Source organism: Ferrovibrio sp. MS7 (genome assembly GCF_038404985.1).
Taxonomy (GTDB): domain Bacteria; phylum Pseudomonadota; class Alphaproteobacteria; order Ferrovibrionales; family Ferrovibrionaceae; genus Ferrovibrio; species Ferrovibrio plantarum.
The window spans coordinates 1,943,266-1,958,474 of sequence record NZ_JBBKBA010000001.1 but is presented as its reverse complement, the minus strand read 5'-3'; the positions used below and the strand labels follow the sequence as shown (position 1 = coordinate 1,958,474).

The window sequence follows — 15,209 nt, the reverse complement described above, 5'->3', positions numbered from 1 at the left end:
TATGGTAAACTACACGTCTCTGATTATAGTGTTGCAACAATACGAAAACCAGCCGGAGGCCTTGGTGCGGACTGCGATTTGGATGTTGCTTCCAGCGCTTTTTTTGTGCGCCGGCGATGCCCGGGCACAAGCTGCGAATGCCGATCAACTGGAGCCGCCAAGCCTTGAGCGCGGCGAGGAACTCTGGGGCAAATGCCGCGCCTGCCACACGCTCGACGCCAAAGGCCGCAACATCGTCGGCCCGCGCCTGCATGGCGTGTTCGGGCGCCGCGCCGGCAGCTTACCTGACTACCGCTATTCCGAGGCCATGAAGAAATCGGCCGTGGTCTGGACCGAGCAGACGATGGATGCGTACCTGGCCGCGACGCAGGACTTCATGCCAGGCAACAAGATGTATGGCGGGCTGGCCATCGCGCAGGACCGGGTTGACCTGATTGCCTGGCTGAAACAGGCCACGGCGCCCTAGCCAAACCCTTTCCCTTTGTCCATTAATTCATATATAATCCAGTGAAATCAGCAGTTTGGAGGAAGCCCCATGAAAGCCTTTGTCGCCGGCCTGATCGCTGCCCTGGTCATCGCGGTCGGTTCCGCCTTCATCCTGAATACTGTCAATAAATCGGTCGATGTCGCCTTCAGCACCGAAGGTGCCCGCGTCAGCCCGGAAGCGCATCAGAACTGATCGCTCGCCGCGTCCAGACTGGCGTTGCTCAGTTGTTGATGAGCGCGCCGGTCTCCAGCGACCAAACCTTGATCACCGTGTCGTAACCGCCTGACACCGCGCGTTTGCCATCGGGCGTGAACGCCACAGACCAGACCGGCTTTTCATGGCCAGCAAACTGCTTCATCTGGCGCCCGGTGTTTAAATCCCATAGCCGCATCAGCCGATCGCCGCCGCCCGACAGCGCATAACGGCCATCCTTCGAAATTGCGATCGAAGTGATGAACGCGCCATGGCCAGGCAGACTGCCACTTTCACGCTGCGCGGCGAGATCCCAACGCTTGATCGTACCATCCGTGCTGCCGGTCAGCGCGGTTTTGCCATCCGGCGAAACCGCGACGGCATTCACGCTCGCCTGATGGCCGGTCATGGCGGCAAGCTCCTTGCCACTGGCCACATCCCATAACCGCACCGTGAGATCATACGCCACCGAAACAAGCTGCTTGTCATCCATGGCGAAGGCGACCTGCATCACATTCGCCTCATGGCCTTCAAAACTGCGCTCCAGCTTGTTGGTCGAGAGATTCCAAAGCTTGATGCTGCGATCCCAGCTGGCGGTGGCCAGCCATTTGCCATCACGGCTAAGTGCCATGCCGGCAATGTTGTTGACATGGCCGGTGAGCTTTGCGGTTTCCTTGCCGCTGTTCAGATCCCAGCGGATCACCGTGTGATCCCAGCTTGCCGATAGTGCCGACTTGCCATCGGGCATGAACAGCACAGCATTCACGCTGGCGGTATGGCCATCGAAAACCTTCAACTCGCTCTGCTTCGCCAGATCCCAGAGACGAACCGTGTAATCCCAACTGGCTGAGAGCAACCGGCGCCCATCGGCGGATACCGATACCGCATTGACCATGGCACCGTGGCCGACCATATCGGCCTGCGCCGGCACGGCAGGACAGGCCAATCCCAGGATCAAACCGATTGCCGCCGCCAGTCGCCGCATGTTCGCCCTTCGCATGAATATGAACTTTCACTCCGGCCTGCACATCATGACGGCGGGCGGCTGCATTCTCAAGACGGGCATGAAACGAAAAAGGGCGAGGTTTCCCCCGCCCTTTTTATTTCCGCTCCAACCAGGAAGCCTAGTCGTCGCCCGCGCCGCGCGCGGTCACATCCTTCACCCACAGGCTGTGATGTTCCTTGGCCCAGTTGGTATCGACCTGGCCGCTGCCCATCGCATCGAAGGCGCCTTCCATGCCGATGCTGCCGATGTAGATATGCCCCAGGATCACCGCCACCATCAGGATGCCGGCAATCGCGTGCACCAGTTGCGCCAGCTGCATGCCGGCAATGTCGGTGACATAGAAGGGGAACATCAGGATGTAGCCGCTGATCGCCAGCGCGGTCGAGCCGAGCACGACAGACCAGAAGATCAGCTTCTGGCCGGCATTGAACTTGCCGGCCGGCGGATGCACGCCCTTCTTGAACAGGCCGCCGCCCTGCTTGATCCATTCCACATCGATGGCATTCGGGATGTTGTGGGCGATCCACAGCACAGCCATCAGGAAAACACCAAGCACGAACGGGAAGCTGAGGAAGTTATGCGCCAGCTTGCCGAAAGCACTCATCGCGGTGAAAGCCTCGGGCCCCATCACCGGCAGCAGCAGGCTGCGGCCGAAGGAAATATTGAGACCGCTGAGGCCGAGGATGACGAAGCAGATTGCCGTCAGCCAATGGGCGAAACGCTCGATGCCCTTGAACCGCTCGATGGTGCGGCCTGAGGGGCCATGCTCGATCTTGATACGGCCGCGGATCGCCATGAAGGCGGCAATGGCCACCACGGTGAGAACCAGCAGCCAGCCGCCAGCCGACTTCACCGGACCTTCCAGGGTCTGGCGCCATTCGCGGCCCTGCGGCTGAATCAGCACGCCGGACTTGGCATCCGGGATCGAGACCCGGCCGGCAACCGGCGCACCTTTGAGCTGCTGCAGCAGCGCGGCTTCATCAGCCTGCTGCTGCGATTGAGCCGAAGCCGGTGCCATGTTGGCGATGCTGAGCATCAGGCCAAGCGCCAGAGCGGCCCAGAGTTTGGACATCGTGACCTTGCGCATGTTGAAAAGGGTCATGTGGTTTTTCCTCCCCAACCGGCTCAAACCGCCGTGCCCTTGTAGGCCGTCGCCCAACCCCAAGCACCCGACCCATAACCACGACGGCTGACGCGCTCCTTGTAGATCTGCGCGATCACGTCGCCATCGCCGGCGAGCAGCGCCTTGGTCGAGCACATCTCGGCACAGAGCGGCAGCTTGCCCTCGGCCAAGCGGTTGGCACCGTACTTGGCATATTCTTCCTTGCTGTTGTCAGCCTCGGGGCCGCCGGCGCAGAAGGTGCACTTATCCATCTTGCCACGGCTGCCGAAATTGCCGACCTGCGGATACTGCGGCGCGCCGAACGGGCAGGCATAGAAGCAATAGCCGCAGCCAATGCACAGATCCTTGGAATGCAGCACCACGCCTTCCTCGGTCTTGTAGAAGCAATCGACCGGGCAGACGGCCATGCAGGGCGCATCTTCGCAATGCATGCAGGCCATCGAGATCGAACGCTCGCCCTTGGCGCCGTCATTCAGGGTGACGACGCGGCGGCGATTGATGCCCCAGGGCACTTCGTGTTCGTTCTTACAGGCGGTGACGCAGGCATTGCATTCGATGCAACGTTCGGAGTCGCAGAGGAATTTCATGCGGGCCATGGTTTATCTCCCCTAACCTTCGCTTAGGCCGCTTCAATGCGGCAGAGGGTGGCCTTGTTCTCATGCATATGAGTGACCGGATCGTAGCCGTAAGTGGTGACGCCGTTTACGGCTTCGCCCAGCACGATCGGATCGGCCCCCGGCGGATAGTTCTTGCGCTGATCCACACCCTGCCAGAAGCCGGAGAAGTGGAACGGCATGAAGGCGACGCCCTTGCCAACACGCGGCGTAACCATTGCCTTGACCTTGGCCTTGGCCTTGTTTTCCGGGCCATAGACCCAGACATTCTGGCCTTCCTTGATGCCAAGGCGGGCAGCATCCTCGGGATTGATTTCCACGAACATGTTCTGCTGCAACTCGGCCAGCCACTTGTTCGAGCGGGTTTCTTCACCACCGCCTTCGTATTCCACCAGACGGCCAGAGGTCAGGATCAGCGGGAAGTCCTTGGTGACATCCTTGTCCTGCACGCTCTTGCCGAGATGCGGCAGGCGGTAGTCGCGGCGGTCGGCCATGGCCGGGTACTTGGCGACCAGGTCACGACGCGAGGTGTAGAGCGGTTCGCGATGCACCGGGATCGGATCGGGCAGACCGAAGGCATTGGCACGCGCCTTGGCGTTACCCATCGCCTGCACGCCATGCGCCATGCAGACGCGGATGATGCCGCAGCTCAGGTCAATCGCCCAGCCCACCGCATCCGGATTGTTGCCGCCGATCCGCTCGATCGTGGCGCGCTCGGCGTCGGTGAGTTCCTTGTCCCAGCCCATCTTCTTCAGCAGGCCATAGGTGAATTCGGGATGGCCGTCCTGAATCTCCGAATCCTTCGGGTAGGAACCATCGGCCAGCAGCGAAACGCCATTGCGCTCGACGCCGAAGCGGGCACGGAAAGCACCGCCGCCATCCTTCACCGGCAGGTTGGTGTTGTAGAGCACATGGGTGCCCGGATGCTTCATCTCCGGCGTGCCCCAGCACGGCCACGGCAGGCCGTAGAACTCGCCCTTGAGCGGGCCCTTGGTGGCGCGCAACGACACGATGTCGAAATCGCCCTGATGCGCCATATGCTCCTTCAGGCGCTCCGGCGACTGGCCGGAATAGCCGATCGAGATGGTGCCGCGGTTGAACTCGCGGGTGATGTCCTCGACATTCGGCTCGTCGCCTTCGTCGATCTTGATGTTCTTGAACATCTCCTTATCGAAGCCGAGCTTCTGGGCCAGCTTGTACAGGATCCAGTGATCCGGCTTCGATTCGAAGATCGGCTTCACCACCTGCTCGCCCCACTGCAGCGAGCGGTTCGAGGCGGTGCGCGAGCCACGGGTTTCAAGCTGCGTGCAGGCCGGCAAGAGATAGGTGCCGTTCTTGCGGTCCGGCAGGGCGGCGGCAGTGGTCGGGTGCGGATCGACCACGACCATCAGTTCCACCTTCTCCATGCCGGTGCGCATCTCGGGCATGCGCGGCACGGTGTTGCCGCCATGGCCCCAGAAGAACATCGCCTTCACGTTGTCGGGCTGCTCCAGGTCCTTCTTGTCGACCAGCACGGCATCGAACCAGCGGGTCGAGGGGATGCCCTTGCCTTCCATGAACTTCTTGTCGGCGAAGCGGCCGAGCAGATAGTTGTAATCGACTTCCCAGACGCGGGCCCAATGCTTCCAGGCGCCTTCTACCAGGCCGTAATAGGCCGGCAGGGTGGTAACGTCGAGGCCAAGGTCCGTGCAGCCTTGAACATTGCAGTGGCCGCGGAAAATGTTGGCGCCGCCGCCTTCCACGCCGATATTGCCGAGCGCGAGTTGCAGGATCGACAGGGCACGCACGTTGGCGGTGCCCACGGTATGCTGCGTCACGCCCATGCACCAGATCAGGGTGCCGGGCTTGTTCTTGGCCATCAGCTCGGCGACGCGCTTCATCTGCTCGCCCGGAACGCCGGTGACCTTCTCCACTTCGTCCGGCGTCCACTTGGCGACTTCGGCGCGGATGTCATCCATGCCATAGACGCGCTGGCGGATATATTCCTTGTCTTCCCAGCCATTCTGGAAGATGTGCCACAGCAGGCCGTAGATGGTGGGGATATCGGTGCCCGGACGGATGCGCATGTATTCGGTGGCATGCGCGGCGGTGCGGGTGAAGCGCGGATCAATTACGATCATCGGCGCCTTGTTCTGCTCCTTGCCGCGCAGCACATGCTGCAGCGACACCGGATGCGCCTCGGCGGGGTTGCCGCCCATGATCACGATGCACTTGGAATTGTGAATGTCGTTATACGAGTTGGTCATCGCGCCGTAGCCCCAGGTATTGGCTACGCCGGCGACCGTGGTCGAGTGGCAGATACGCGCCTGGTGGTCGATGTTGTTGGTGCCCCAGAAGGCGGCGAACTTGCGGAACAGATAGCCGCCTTCGTTGGAGAACTTGGCCGAACCGAGCCAGTAGGCCGATTCCGGGCCGGACTTCTGGCGGATCTCAAGCAGCTTGTCGCCGATCTCGTTGATCGCGGTATCCCAGCTAATGCGGGTCCACTTCCCGTCCACCAGCTTCATCGGATACTTCAGGCGGCGGTCGCCATGGGTCAGCTCGCGGATCGAGGCGCCCTTGGCGCAATGCGTGCCGAGGTTGATCGGGCTCTCCCAGGCCGGCTCCTGGCCGACCCACACACCATTCTCGACTTCGGCGGTGACCGTGCAGCCGACCGAGCAATGGGTGCAGATGTTCTTCTTCTTGACGACATTGGCGCCGGTCGAGGGCATCGCCTTGGCCTGCTTGACCATCGCCGGGGTCAGCGCCGAAACGGCAGCCAGACCACCAGCCGCAAGGCCGGATGCTTTCAGGAAACCACGACGATCCATCGTCTGCAGGGTGGCGCCGGCAAGCAGGCCGGACAATTTGCCACCAGTCTTGGCGGCTGCGCCGGTAGTGGAGCTTTTCTTGATCAGCATCGGGGCTCTCCGTGATCGGGAGTTAGTTCAAAGGGGCTGGTCGACAGGGCTGGCCGGCACTTAAAGCCGGTTGCTGTCGTAGTAGCGCTTCACATGCTCGGTTTCCCGATACCGCTGCTTCTTGCGGGTCGCGGCATTCTCCGTTGCCGCCGCCTGTTCCGGCTTGGCCGCAACGGTCACCGCCGCCGCAGCAGCAGCGCCCGCACCAGCGGCACGCAGAAAGCTGCGACGATCGAGCGCCGCTTTCTTCTCCGGTGTCTTCTGCTCTGGGGTGTTGTCCTTGCTCATGGCAGGTCCTCCATCAAAATTTCCCGATGGCCGCTCAGGCGGCCATCACAAATGCCTGGGTTTCGATCAACATGAACAGCCGGCCGGCAGTGCCGAGCGGCCGATAGAGTTTCGCGCTGGCGGCCTGCTCCAGATCGGCGAAGAAGCGTTCGCCCCAGGGTGCCAGATGCTGCTGATACAGCCGCTCCTGCGTCTTCAGTTCCGCCGGGCCGCGACCATCACCGCCACGGATCAGCAGTGCCATCAATTCGCACAGCGCGCCCATATGGTCTTCCGGCTCGGTGACGTGATCGGCGCGCGCATAGCCGAGTTGCTGCATATCGCCGCGCAGCTTGGCCAGCGGGCGCTCGTAGAGGAAGCCGGTGCGATAGAACGAGGCATAGGGCACCAGTTCGCCGCGCGGCAAACCAATGAACAAGGCATCGTATTCTTCCTGGGCGCGCTCCAGCGATGTGGTGCGGGCGGCTTCGGCCAGCGCGCCCAGCGCCTGCCCCATCGGGCTTTCATCGCCCTTGAGCTGCGCCAGGGCGGTCAGCAGCGCCGTATCGGGGCGCCGCGCGAGGCAACGGCCAAGCAGCGCATAAATCTGTGCCCGCCAGAGATCTTCTTCAGGGATAGACGGGGCGGCATCAAGCGCCTGGGCATCAGGATAGAGGTCGGGGCGCAGGTCATGGCGCGTCACCTGACCGCCGGTCGCGGTCTCGATCGCCAGTACATATTCGCCCGGCACGCGGTCAGCCTTGTTCAGCCAATGCCACACATTGGCCTGCTTGACGCCAAGCAGCCGCGCGAGCTGGGTTTGCCCGCCCACGATCTCTACAACTTTTGCCAGTGCAGCGCTCACGATTCCCTCCAATTGTTATTACTTACAAATTCATTTGTTGGACGCAACCGAAATCGCAGTAAGTAACTGATTTGTCAGGGCATTTGCTGCGCTTGCGAAATCTTGCAAGCGACTCTCAGTTGCAAGATTTTATCGAGCTTTTACGGGATAAAATGAATAAGGCGGTTTCAGCCGGCGGGTTTCGCCAGGCGAAGCAGGCACGAAAACGGCCCGGATCTGTGGCCTCAGGTCGGCAGCGCCCCGCCATGCCGCCGCCGCGGCGATGGCATCACAGGTTCAGGCTGTGGCTCAACGTCCACGACGGGCACCGCCTCGATGGCAGGCTCGGCAGCCGGCACTGTCGCAACCGCCTCTTCCTGCGGTGCTGGCAAAGCCTGCGGCACCGCCTCGTCACCAGCCGCCGGCGGCTGGTCTTCCGGCTTCGGGTCCTGGCTGAAACCGGAGAATACCCGCTGCGCCATCTGCGCGATGTCGTCGGTGGGCAGCAATTCGCCATAGCCCGGCGCGTTGAAGTCCCAGTTGTATTCGACCAGCGCCTTGTAGTTCACCACGCTGGGCTCGACCAGCCAGAGCTTGCGCAAAGCAGCGGCACGCAGACCTGACGGCACGCCCTTTTGCAGGAAAACGCTGAAATCGCTCTCAGCGGTCAGGCTCTCGATCGGCGGCAGCGTCGCCGGATCGATCTCCAGCGCAGGGACCTCTGCCTCAACAACCGGCTCTGCCACCGGCGGCGGCTCGCGCCGCGCTTCCGCCTTGCGCCGCGACCAGCGCGACAGGAAGCCGCCGGCCTCGCCGTCGTCCTGCTCGGGTTTGTCGCGTTCGCCTGCGGCCATCTGTTGCCTCACTCGTCCTCGGGCACCTGGCGCAGCGGATCGGATTCATACAGCCGCGTGCGCCGCGCCAGTGCTTCCGGATTGGCCCGGTCGCGCTTGCGCTTGTAATGCTCCTTGGTCGGCGGATGCCGCCGCACATAATCCTGCATCCAGTCCAGGATCGAGGCCGGCATCGGTACGAAATCGACAATATCGTCGCCGGTATCGTTATGGGCATGGGCTTCGCCGGGATCGACCGAGGCGCCATGCAGCAGGATACCCGGCGCCTCATCGCAATTGCGCAGGAAAATCCAGACCGCCGGCTGCGCGCTTTCGATGTTGTAGGCGTAGGTTTCGCTTTCGTGGCGATAGAGCCGCAGCTCCGCCGCGCCGGCATAGAACTGCACCCAGCCCTCGCCTTCCGCCAGGCGGGTCCAGGGCGACACTTCCGGCACGCCGGGCAGAACCTGCACCGGGCGCCAGCTGAATTCCTGCCAGGGATTATCCAGCTTGCGGCGCTCGAGGATGACGCCCACGCGGCGGGTTTCGGTTTCAGGCGGCAGGATTTCAGACATCTGCTTCCCCCTGGCTCAGCTTCCCGCATTCAGCGGCAGGTTGACCACCAGATTCTGCGGCTTGAGCCGCAGCTTGCCATGATGATCCATCGCCATGCCGAGATAAACCGAGCGGCCGGCCACGCGCGGCAGCATCAGCGACGGATCGCGGAAATCCAGCCGGAACAGCGCCAGGATCTGGCGCATATGATCCTCGTCCACGCTCTTGCCTTCGTAAAGCGCGTTCATGATCGTGTTCGCGGTGGTGTCGAGGCCGATATGCCAGACCCAGCGTTCGTCACGGATGGTCTGCACCGGCTGCACCTGCACGGCGGCGCCGGTCAGCCGCTCCACCCAGGCCTCGATCACGCGGGCGAAGGCATCCTGCCCGGCGCGCGTGAAGCCAAAGTCGAGCACGAAATCATGCTTGTCGCTGCGCGCCCAGTATTCCGGCGCATTCTCCTTGGTCAGGATATCCATATCGACATTGCGCAAGGCGGTGCCGGCCTGCGCCACCAATGCACCCAGCGAACCGAAGCCACGGCCGGCAGACAGCATCTCAACCGTCTCGTCATCGGCAAGCAGCATGCGGCTATCCTGGATCGTCACCTTCTGCACGCGGAAAAACAGCTCGGCGGCGCGGGCCTGGAAGGCATTGTCGCGCCCCTCCAGCAGATCGCGCAGGATCGCCGCCGCCAGATGATCAATGAACATCGCCGGCACTGCCGGTGCATTGGGGCGGAACAGCCCGACATAGGCCGCCTCCAGACTGCCGCTGCCAACCAGATGATCGCGGAAGCGCAGGAAGATCGCATAATTTTCCCGCGCATCCGGATCAGCCAGCCGGCCAAGATCAGTGGCCGTCACCGCCTGCAGCGGTTCGGCCAGCAAAGCGGCATGCAGCGCGCGTTCGGCATCGCAGGCTTCATCCGGCGGCGCCATTTCCGGCCGGCTGAGATAGGCGCGGATGAAATCACCGCTCACCCCCAACCGGCCATCGGCGCCGCGATCCAGCAGGTCATAACCACTGCTGATCCAGAAGGCTTCAGGCATCCGGCACGATCTCCCAGATTTTCGCATGCGGCTTTTCGCCAGGCGGCTGCACGACGCGGAATTGTTCGCGGATCGCATCGCCCTCGATGAAACGGCTGAGCGAGAGCAGCGTATTGATCGGGTGTTCGCAGAGCGAGACGGCGTAATCGACCTCCTCGCGAGCGGCGGCATGGGCGGCGGCGAAATCCGGTGCGCCATATGCTTGCTGCAGATGCCGGGCCAGGGCTGCCACCACCGCCTCATATTCCTCGGCGTCGATGGTGGCGATGCTGACCAGGGTGGACCAGCCGAAACTTTCCAGCCCGAGGAAACCATTGGCGAAGGCCTGGCGTTCCCGCCGGCTGAGCGTCTCCGGATCGGCATCGGCGAAAACGAAGGTGCCCGGCACCGCCCATTCGCCGGAAGCGGCTGCCGCCGGGAAGACGCGCGTGTCGGACTCATCGAAGCGGATGGCGCGCAGCAGCTTCACAGCACAGCTTTCATGGCTTCAGGCAACGCCCAGCTCGTCTGCCGCAGGCGGTCGCGCAAGGCATAAATGGTTTTGGCGCCATTTTCCTGGAGCGACGCATCGCCATTGGGCTCGATCTTCAATGCCTTGTCATCCAGGTCATGCAGCACGGCGCGGCGCACCGGCTCGAAGCCGTCTTCCTGCCAGCGGTCGAGCCAATGCAGCAGGTGCCGCGCGAAAGATTCGACCAGCTTCGGCACCGTGACCTCGCCACAGCCCTCTTCATGCAGGTCGGTATAGGCGAGGTCATGGCCAGGATCGTCATCCTGATGCTCGCCAAACATCTGCACGGCAATGCCGATCACCAGCCAGTCGGGCACATCCATCATGCCTTGCTTCTCGACCAGCGGGCCATGCGCGACGCGGATGCCGCCAACGCAGGCTGCATTCACCAGCAGGCGGTCGGGCCAGCCGATACTGGCCGGGGTTTCCGCCGGCGCCACCGCCGCGAAACCGTCATGCAGGCCGAGCAGGCCGACATAGCTGAGCGTCAATGCCGGCTGGATCGGATCGAGCGGGCGCAGCACCAGGGCGGCCTCGCAGCGATCCTGCCGGTCCACCATCAGCATGAAGCCATCATCCGCCCCATCACGCGCCGCCTGGCAGGCGGTGTCGAAGGCATCACCGGCGCAAAGCTTCAGCGTATAGCCGGGCGGCAGGTCGGGCCATTCTGCGGGATTCATTCTGCTGCCTCATCATCGCGACCGCCCTTGCGACGGCTGCGCGCATCTTCCTCTGCCACTGTCGCCGGATCGGCATCGAAGCGCAGCCGTTCGGCACCGCTCAGCGCCACGAAACGCTTGCCCTTGGCGCGGCCAATCAACGTCATGCCGATCTGGCGTGCCAGTTGCACGCCCCAGGCGGTGAAGCCTGAGCGGCTGATCAGGATCGGAATCCCCATCTGGGCCGTCTTGATCACCATCTCCGAGGTCAGGCGCCCGGTGGTGTACATGATCTTGCCGGCAGCCGATAAGCCATGCACCCGCATATAGCCGGCGATCTTGTCGATGGCATTGTGCCGGCCGACATCTTCCATGTAGATCAGCGGCCGCTCGCCTTCGCACAGCACACAGCCATGGATCGCGCCGGCTTCGAGGTAAAGCGACGGCGTCAGATTGATCTGTTTCGACAGGCTGTAGATCCATGAGGTCTTAAGCTCGGCCTGTGGATCAAGCGCCACGCTTTCCACCGCTTCCATCATGTTGCCGAAAACCGTGCCCTGGGCGCAGCCCGAGGTCTGGGTCTTTTTCTTCAGCCGCTCCTCGTAATCGGTGCGGCGCGCGGTGCGCACCACGATGGTTTCGATCTCCGCATCGAAATCGATGCCGGTGACTTCATCCTCCGGCAGCAGCATGCGCTGGTTGATCAGATAGCCAAGCGCCAGATAATCGGGGTAATCGCCGATCGTCATCATGGTGACGATCTCCTGGCCATTCAGAAACAGCGTGAGCGGGCGTTCGACCGGCACCCGGGTCTCGACCGCATGGCCATCCTGGTCGATCCCCTGCACGGCTTCGGTGAGCGCCGGGTTCAGCGGATCGGGCTGGACAAGATAGGCGGACGGCTGAGTCTTCATGCCCCTTATATAAGTCAGAACCCTGCGCGTGGCGACGCACGGCCGCCATGATCGGCACCGGCTTTCTCCCCGTAGCCAGCCGCGGGTCGGCAACGGCTTTTCGCTACAAATTTTTTTGTAGCGAAAAGCCTGTATTTATCAATCATTTAAGCCTTTGCGCCGAGGCAGGGAAGTGCGCTAATCCGGTTCGGTGAACACAATTTCCGAAGCCTTTATTCTTTCATTGCAGATGATGCTGCGGCTCGAGCCCGAGCTGGTGCGCATCGTCGGCCTCTCCCTGCGCGTCAGCCTTACCGCCGTGGTGCTCGGTAGCATTATCGGCCTGCCGCTCGGCGCCCTGCTCGCGCTCACCCGCTTCCCTGGTCGTAATGCCTGCATCGTGGTGCTGAATGCCTGCATGGGCCTGCCGCCGGTCGTGGTCGGCCTGATCGTCTACCTGATCCTGTCGCGCTCCGGCCCGCTTGGCACGCTCGGCTGGCTGTTCACCCCGGCCGGCATGGTGATGGCCCAGGTGGTGCTGATCACGCCCATCGTCGCCGCCCTGTCGCGCCAGACCGTCGCCGATCTGTGGAGCGAATATGAAGAACAGCTCCGCTCGCTCGGCCTCACGCCGCTGAAAGCCATCGCCACCTTGCTGTGGGATGGCCGCTTCTCGCTCAGCACGGCGGTGTTTGCCGGTTTCGGCCGCGCCATTGCCGAAGTCGGCGCCATCATCATCGTCGGCGGCAATATCGCCGGCTACACCCGCACCATGACCACGGCGATTTCGCTGGAAACCAGCCGTGGCGACCTGGCGCTCGCCATGGCGCTCGGCATCGTGCTGCTGGCCATCGCCATCGGCATCAATGCAGCCGCCACCACGCTCGGCAATGCCGCGCGCCGGCGCCAGGGCGCCTGAGCGGGTGCGCATGATGAACATGCAACTGGCACCGCTCCAGACTCGCCCGACGCTGCTGCCGCTGCGGCTGCAGGATGTCGGCTATAGCATCAACGGCCAGACACTGATCGGCGGCGTGACACTGGATTTCGCCGCCGGCCCGCCGACCCTGGTACTCGGCCCCAATGGCGCCGGCAAGAGCCTGCTGCTGCGGCTTTGCCACGGCCTGATCATGCCGACACAGGGCAGCGTGATCTGGCAGGGTGCGGCGGCGCAGAACGCGGAAAGCCTGCGCTTCGGCCAGGCCATGGTGTTTCAGAAGCCGGTGCTGCTGCGCCGCTCGGTGCTGGCCAATGCGGAGTTTCCGCTGAAACTGCGCGGCCTGGATGCCGCAACACGGCGCGAGCGCGCCATGGCCATGCTGGAGCGTGTCGGCCTTGCCGGCCTGGCCGAGCGGCCTGCCAGGGTGCTGTCCGGCGGCGAGCAGCAGCGCCTGGCGCTGGCCCGCGCCTGGGCGTTGCAGCCGCAGATCCTGTTCCTCGACGAACCATCGGCGGCGCTCGATCCCAGCGCCACGCGCCAGGTGGAAGGCATCATCGAAAGCATCGCCCAGAGCGGCACCAAGATCGTGATGACCACCCATGACCTCGGCCAGGCGAAGCGGCTGGCCGGCGACGTGATCTTCCTGCATCGCGGCAGCATCGCCGAGCGCACCGCCGCCGCCGACTTTTTCCACCAGCCGCAGAGCGAAGCCGCCCGTGCTTTTCTCGATGGCAATCTGACCTGGTGATTTTTTACTTGTCCAAAACGGAGGAAACCATGACGTCCATTTTCAATCGCCGCCATCTTCTCGGGCTTGCCGCCAGCCTTACCCTGGCCCTGAGCAGCGCCGCCGCGCTGGCGCAGGACAAGTTCATCATCGTCGCCAGCACCACCTCGACCGAGCAATCTGGCCTGTTCGGCCATATCCTGCCGATCTTCACCAAGAAGACCGGCATCCAGGTGCGCGTTGTGGCGCAGGGCACTGGCCAGGCACTCAAGACCGCCGAACAGGGCAATGCCGATGTGGTTTTCGTGCATGACCGCGTGGCGGAACTGAAATTCGCCGCCGATGGCTGGGGCATCGACCGCAGCGAGGTGATGTATAACGACTTCGTCATCGTCGGCCCGAAGAGCGATCCGGCCAAGGTCGGCGGCAGCAAGGATGTCGTCGCCGCCTACAGGAAGATCGCCGAGGCCAAGGCGCCCTTCGCCTCGCGCGGCGACAGCTCCGGCACCCACGCCGCCGAATTGCGCATCTGGAAGGAAGCCAATATCGACGTGAAAACCGCCGGCGCCGGCTGGTATCGCGAAACCGGCTCCGGCATGGGCCCGACGCTGAATACCGCCAGCGCCATGAACGCCTATGCCTTCACCGATCGCGGCACCTGGCTCAGCTTCAAGAATCGCGGCGACCTGGTGGTCAGCGTCGAGGGCGACGTGAAGCTGTTCAACCAGTATGGCGTCATGCTGGTCAATCCGGCCAAGCATGCCCATGTGAAGGTGAGCGAGGGCAAGGCCTTCATCGACTGGATCACCTCGAAGGAAGGCCAGGACGCCATCGCCTCCTACAAGATCGAAGGCCAGCAGCTCTTCTTCCCGAACGCCAGGAACTAAGCCATCACGGCGGCGGCTGGATGCCTGTGCAGCCACAGGCATCCAGCATGCGGGCGGCGGTGTGGGCGCCGACGGAATTCAAACACTAAAACTCGGGAAAGTGGCGTCCCCACGGGGATTCGAACCCCGGTTTACGCCGTGAGAGGGCGTCGTCCTGGGCCTCTAGACGATGGGGACCTGGGGGCAAGCCGCCGCTGTTGATGCTTGGGGCGTCGCCATGCCGGGTCTGCGCGGCGCCGGATTGGCTCGGGGCTGCGCGAGGCGGCCTTCTGATACTAGAGCCAGGCCGGGGGTGCAAGGGCTTTCCTGCCGCCCCGCCGGTTTTCGCCCAACCCCTTCCGGCGGCGGGGCTTTTCCGCCACGCATTTTTTCATGCAGACGCTTGCAATGGCAAAACGGCTGAGTATAGTCCGCCCCTGCAACGCGGCGCCCCCTGCTGGGTCGGGTCGCGAAGCCGTCCGAGCGGGCGTAGCTCAGGGGTAGAGCACAACCTTGCCAAGGTTGGGGTCGTGAGTTCGAATCTCATCGCCCGCTCCAATTTTCCAGACCATCCGAAGCCGCGGGAAACCGCGGCTTTTGTGTTTTCTGGGCGATTGAAATCGCAGGACCGCGATGGGGCTTGAGAGGCCGCGGTCACCGCACGGTCACAAAACCCTCAAACTATCCAAAATCGTCCATAGACCTTTAACCCTTAGCCTACAGCAAAGCAGTTCAAC

17 protein-coding genes and 2 tRNA genes are annotated in these 15,209 nt (G+C 63.0%); 6 read left to right on the top strand and 13 right to left on the bottom strand.

Going from position 1 to position 15,209, the window contains the following annotated elements; genetic code table 11:
- The first annotated feature begins 31 nt into the window (after window positions 1–31).
- Together V6B08_RS09365 and V6B08_RS09360 are read left to right on the top strand one after the other, a co-directional pair.
- Window positions 32–466, top strand: a complete 435-nt coding sequence (locus V6B08_RS09365) for a c-type cytochrome (protein WP_341979985.1) — start codon at window positions 32–34, stop codon at window positions 464–466.
- Between the two features lie 69 nt (window positions 467–535).
- Entirely contained in the window at window positions 536–679 is a 144-nt protein-coding gene (locus V6B08_RS09360) for a hypothetical protein (protein ID WP_341979983.1), read from the top strand.
- Window positions 680–707: 28 nt separating this feature from the next.
- Here V6B08_RS09360 and V6B08_RS09355 read toward each other — a convergent pair whose 3' ends face one another.
- The 12 genes from V6B08_RS09355 to V6B08_RS09300 all read right to left on the bottom strand — a co-directional run bounded on the left by V6B08_RS09355 (window position 708) and on the right by V6B08_RS09300 (window position 11,960).
- Entirely contained in the window at window positions 708–1,664 is a 957-nt protein-coding gene (locus V6B08_RS09355; protein WP_341979981.1) for a WD40 repeat domain-containing protein, read from the bottom strand.
- A 139-nt stretch (window positions 1,665–1,803) separates the two neighbouring features.
- Complete coding sequence (locus V6B08_RS09350) at window positions 1,804–2,787, bottom strand: formate dehydrogenase subunit gamma (protein ID WP_341979979.1); 984 nt, start codon at window positions 2,785–2,787, stop codon at window positions 1,804–1,806.
- 23 nt (window positions 2,788–2,810) lie between these two features.
- Window positions 2,811–3,404, bottom strand: a complete 594-nt coding sequence (gene fdh3B / locus V6B08_RS09345) for a formate dehydrogenase FDH3 subunit beta (RefSeq protein ID WP_341979977.1) — start codon at window positions 3,402–3,404, stop codon at window positions 2,811–2,813.
- A gap of 23 nt (window positions 3,405–3,427) precedes the next feature.
- The gene (locus V6B08_RS09340; RefSeq protein ID WP_341979975.1) at window positions 3,428–6,325 is read right to left on the bottom strand and encodes a formate dehydrogenase subunit alpha; all 2,898 of its coding nucleotides are present in this window, start codon (window positions 6,323–6,325) and stop codon (window positions 3,428–3,430) included.
- Window positions 6,326–6,385: 60 nt separating this feature from the next.
- Entirely contained in the window at window positions 6,386–6,613 is a 228-nt protein-coding gene (locus tag V6B08_RS09335; protein WP_341979973.1) for a twin-arginine translocation signal domain-containing protein, read from the bottom strand.
- 34 nt (window positions 6,614–6,647) lie between these two features.
- A complete protein-coding gene (locus V6B08_RS09330) occupies window positions 6,648–7,457 on the bottom strand; it encodes a DUF2863 family protein (protein WP_341979970.1) in 810 nt (269 codons plus the stop codon).
- 224 nt (window positions 7,458–7,681) lie between these two features.
- Window positions 7,682–8,290, bottom strand: a complete 609-nt coding sequence (locus V6B08_RS09325; protein WP_341979968.1) for a DUF3306 domain-containing protein — start codon at window positions 8,288–8,290, stop codon at window positions 7,682–7,684.
- Between the two features lie 8 nt (window positions 8,291–8,298).
- Entirely contained in the window at window positions 8,299–8,844 is a 546-nt protein-coding gene (locus V6B08_RS09320) for a DUF3305 domain-containing protein (RefSeq protein ID WP_341979965.1), read from the bottom strand.
- A gap of 15 nt (window positions 8,845–8,859) precedes the next feature.
- Window positions 8,860–9,876 (bottom strand): DUF6352 family protein, encoded by a 1,017-nt coding sequence (locus V6B08_RS09315; RefSeq protein WP_341979963.1) that lies wholly within the window; start codon window positions 9,874–9,876, stop codon window positions 8,860–8,862.
- Window positions 9,869–10,345, bottom strand: coding sequence for a DUF6505 family protein (locus V6B08_RS09310; protein ID WP_341979961.1), 477 nt, complete (start codon window positions 10,343–10,345; stop codon window positions 9,869–9,871). The genes V6B08_RS09315 and V6B08_RS09310 overlap by 8 nt, the downstream gene beginning before the upstream one ends.
- Window positions 10,342–11,067 (bottom strand): biotin/lipoate--protein ligase family protein, encoded by a 726-nt coding sequence (locus V6B08_RS09305; RefSeq protein ID WP_341979959.1) that lies wholly within the window; start codon window positions 11,065–11,067, stop codon window positions 10,342–10,344. Before V6B08_RS09305 ends, V6B08_RS09310 begins: the two co-directional genes overlap by 4 nt.
- Complete coding sequence (locus V6B08_RS09300; RefSeq protein ID WP_341979957.1) at window positions 11,064–11,960, bottom strand: formate dehydrogenase accessory sulfurtransferase FdhD; 897 nt, start codon at window positions 11,958–11,960, stop codon at window positions 11,064–11,066. The genes V6B08_RS09305 and V6B08_RS09300 overlap by 4 nt, the downstream gene beginning before the upstream one ends.
- A 190-nt stretch (window positions 11,961–12,150) precedes the next feature.
- Between V6B08_RS09300 and V6B08_RS09295 the strand changes: the two genes are divergently transcribed.
- The 3 genes from V6B08_RS09295 to V6B08_RS09285 are packed head-to-tail and all read left to right on the top strand — an operon-like array spanning window position 12,151 to window position 14,493.
- Window positions 12,151–12,858: an ABC transporter permease gene (locus tag V6B08_RS09295; RefSeq protein ID WP_341979955.1), complete on the top strand. Its 708-nt coding sequence runs from the start codon at window positions 12,151–12,153 to the stop codon at window positions 12,856–12,858.
- Window positions 12,859–12,868: 10 nt separating this feature from the next.
- Complete coding sequence (locus V6B08_RS09290) at window positions 12,869–13,627, top strand: ATP-binding cassette domain-containing protein (protein WP_341979954.1); 759 nt, start codon at window positions 12,869–12,871, stop codon at window positions 13,625–13,627.
- A gap of 29 nt (window positions 13,628–13,656) precedes the next feature.
- Window positions 13,657–14,493 (top strand): ABC transporter substrate-binding protein, encoded by an 837-nt coding sequence (locus tag V6B08_RS09285; RefSeq protein WP_341979951.1) that lies wholly within the window; start codon window positions 13,657–13,659, stop codon window positions 14,491–14,493.
- A 101-nt stretch (window positions 14,494–14,594) separates the two neighbouring features.
- Here the strand turns inward: V6B08_RS09285 and V6B08_RS09280 are convergent.
- Window positions 14,595–14,670: transfer RNA gene (locus tag V6B08_RS09280), tRNA-Glu, on the bottom strand.
- Between the two features lie 285 nt (window positions 14,671–14,955).
- Between V6B08_RS09280 and V6B08_RS09275 the strand changes: the two genes are divergently transcribed.
- A tRNA-Gly gene (locus V6B08_RS09275) sits at window positions 14,956–15,030 on the top strand.
- Window positions 15,031–15,209: the final 179 nt, after the last annotated feature.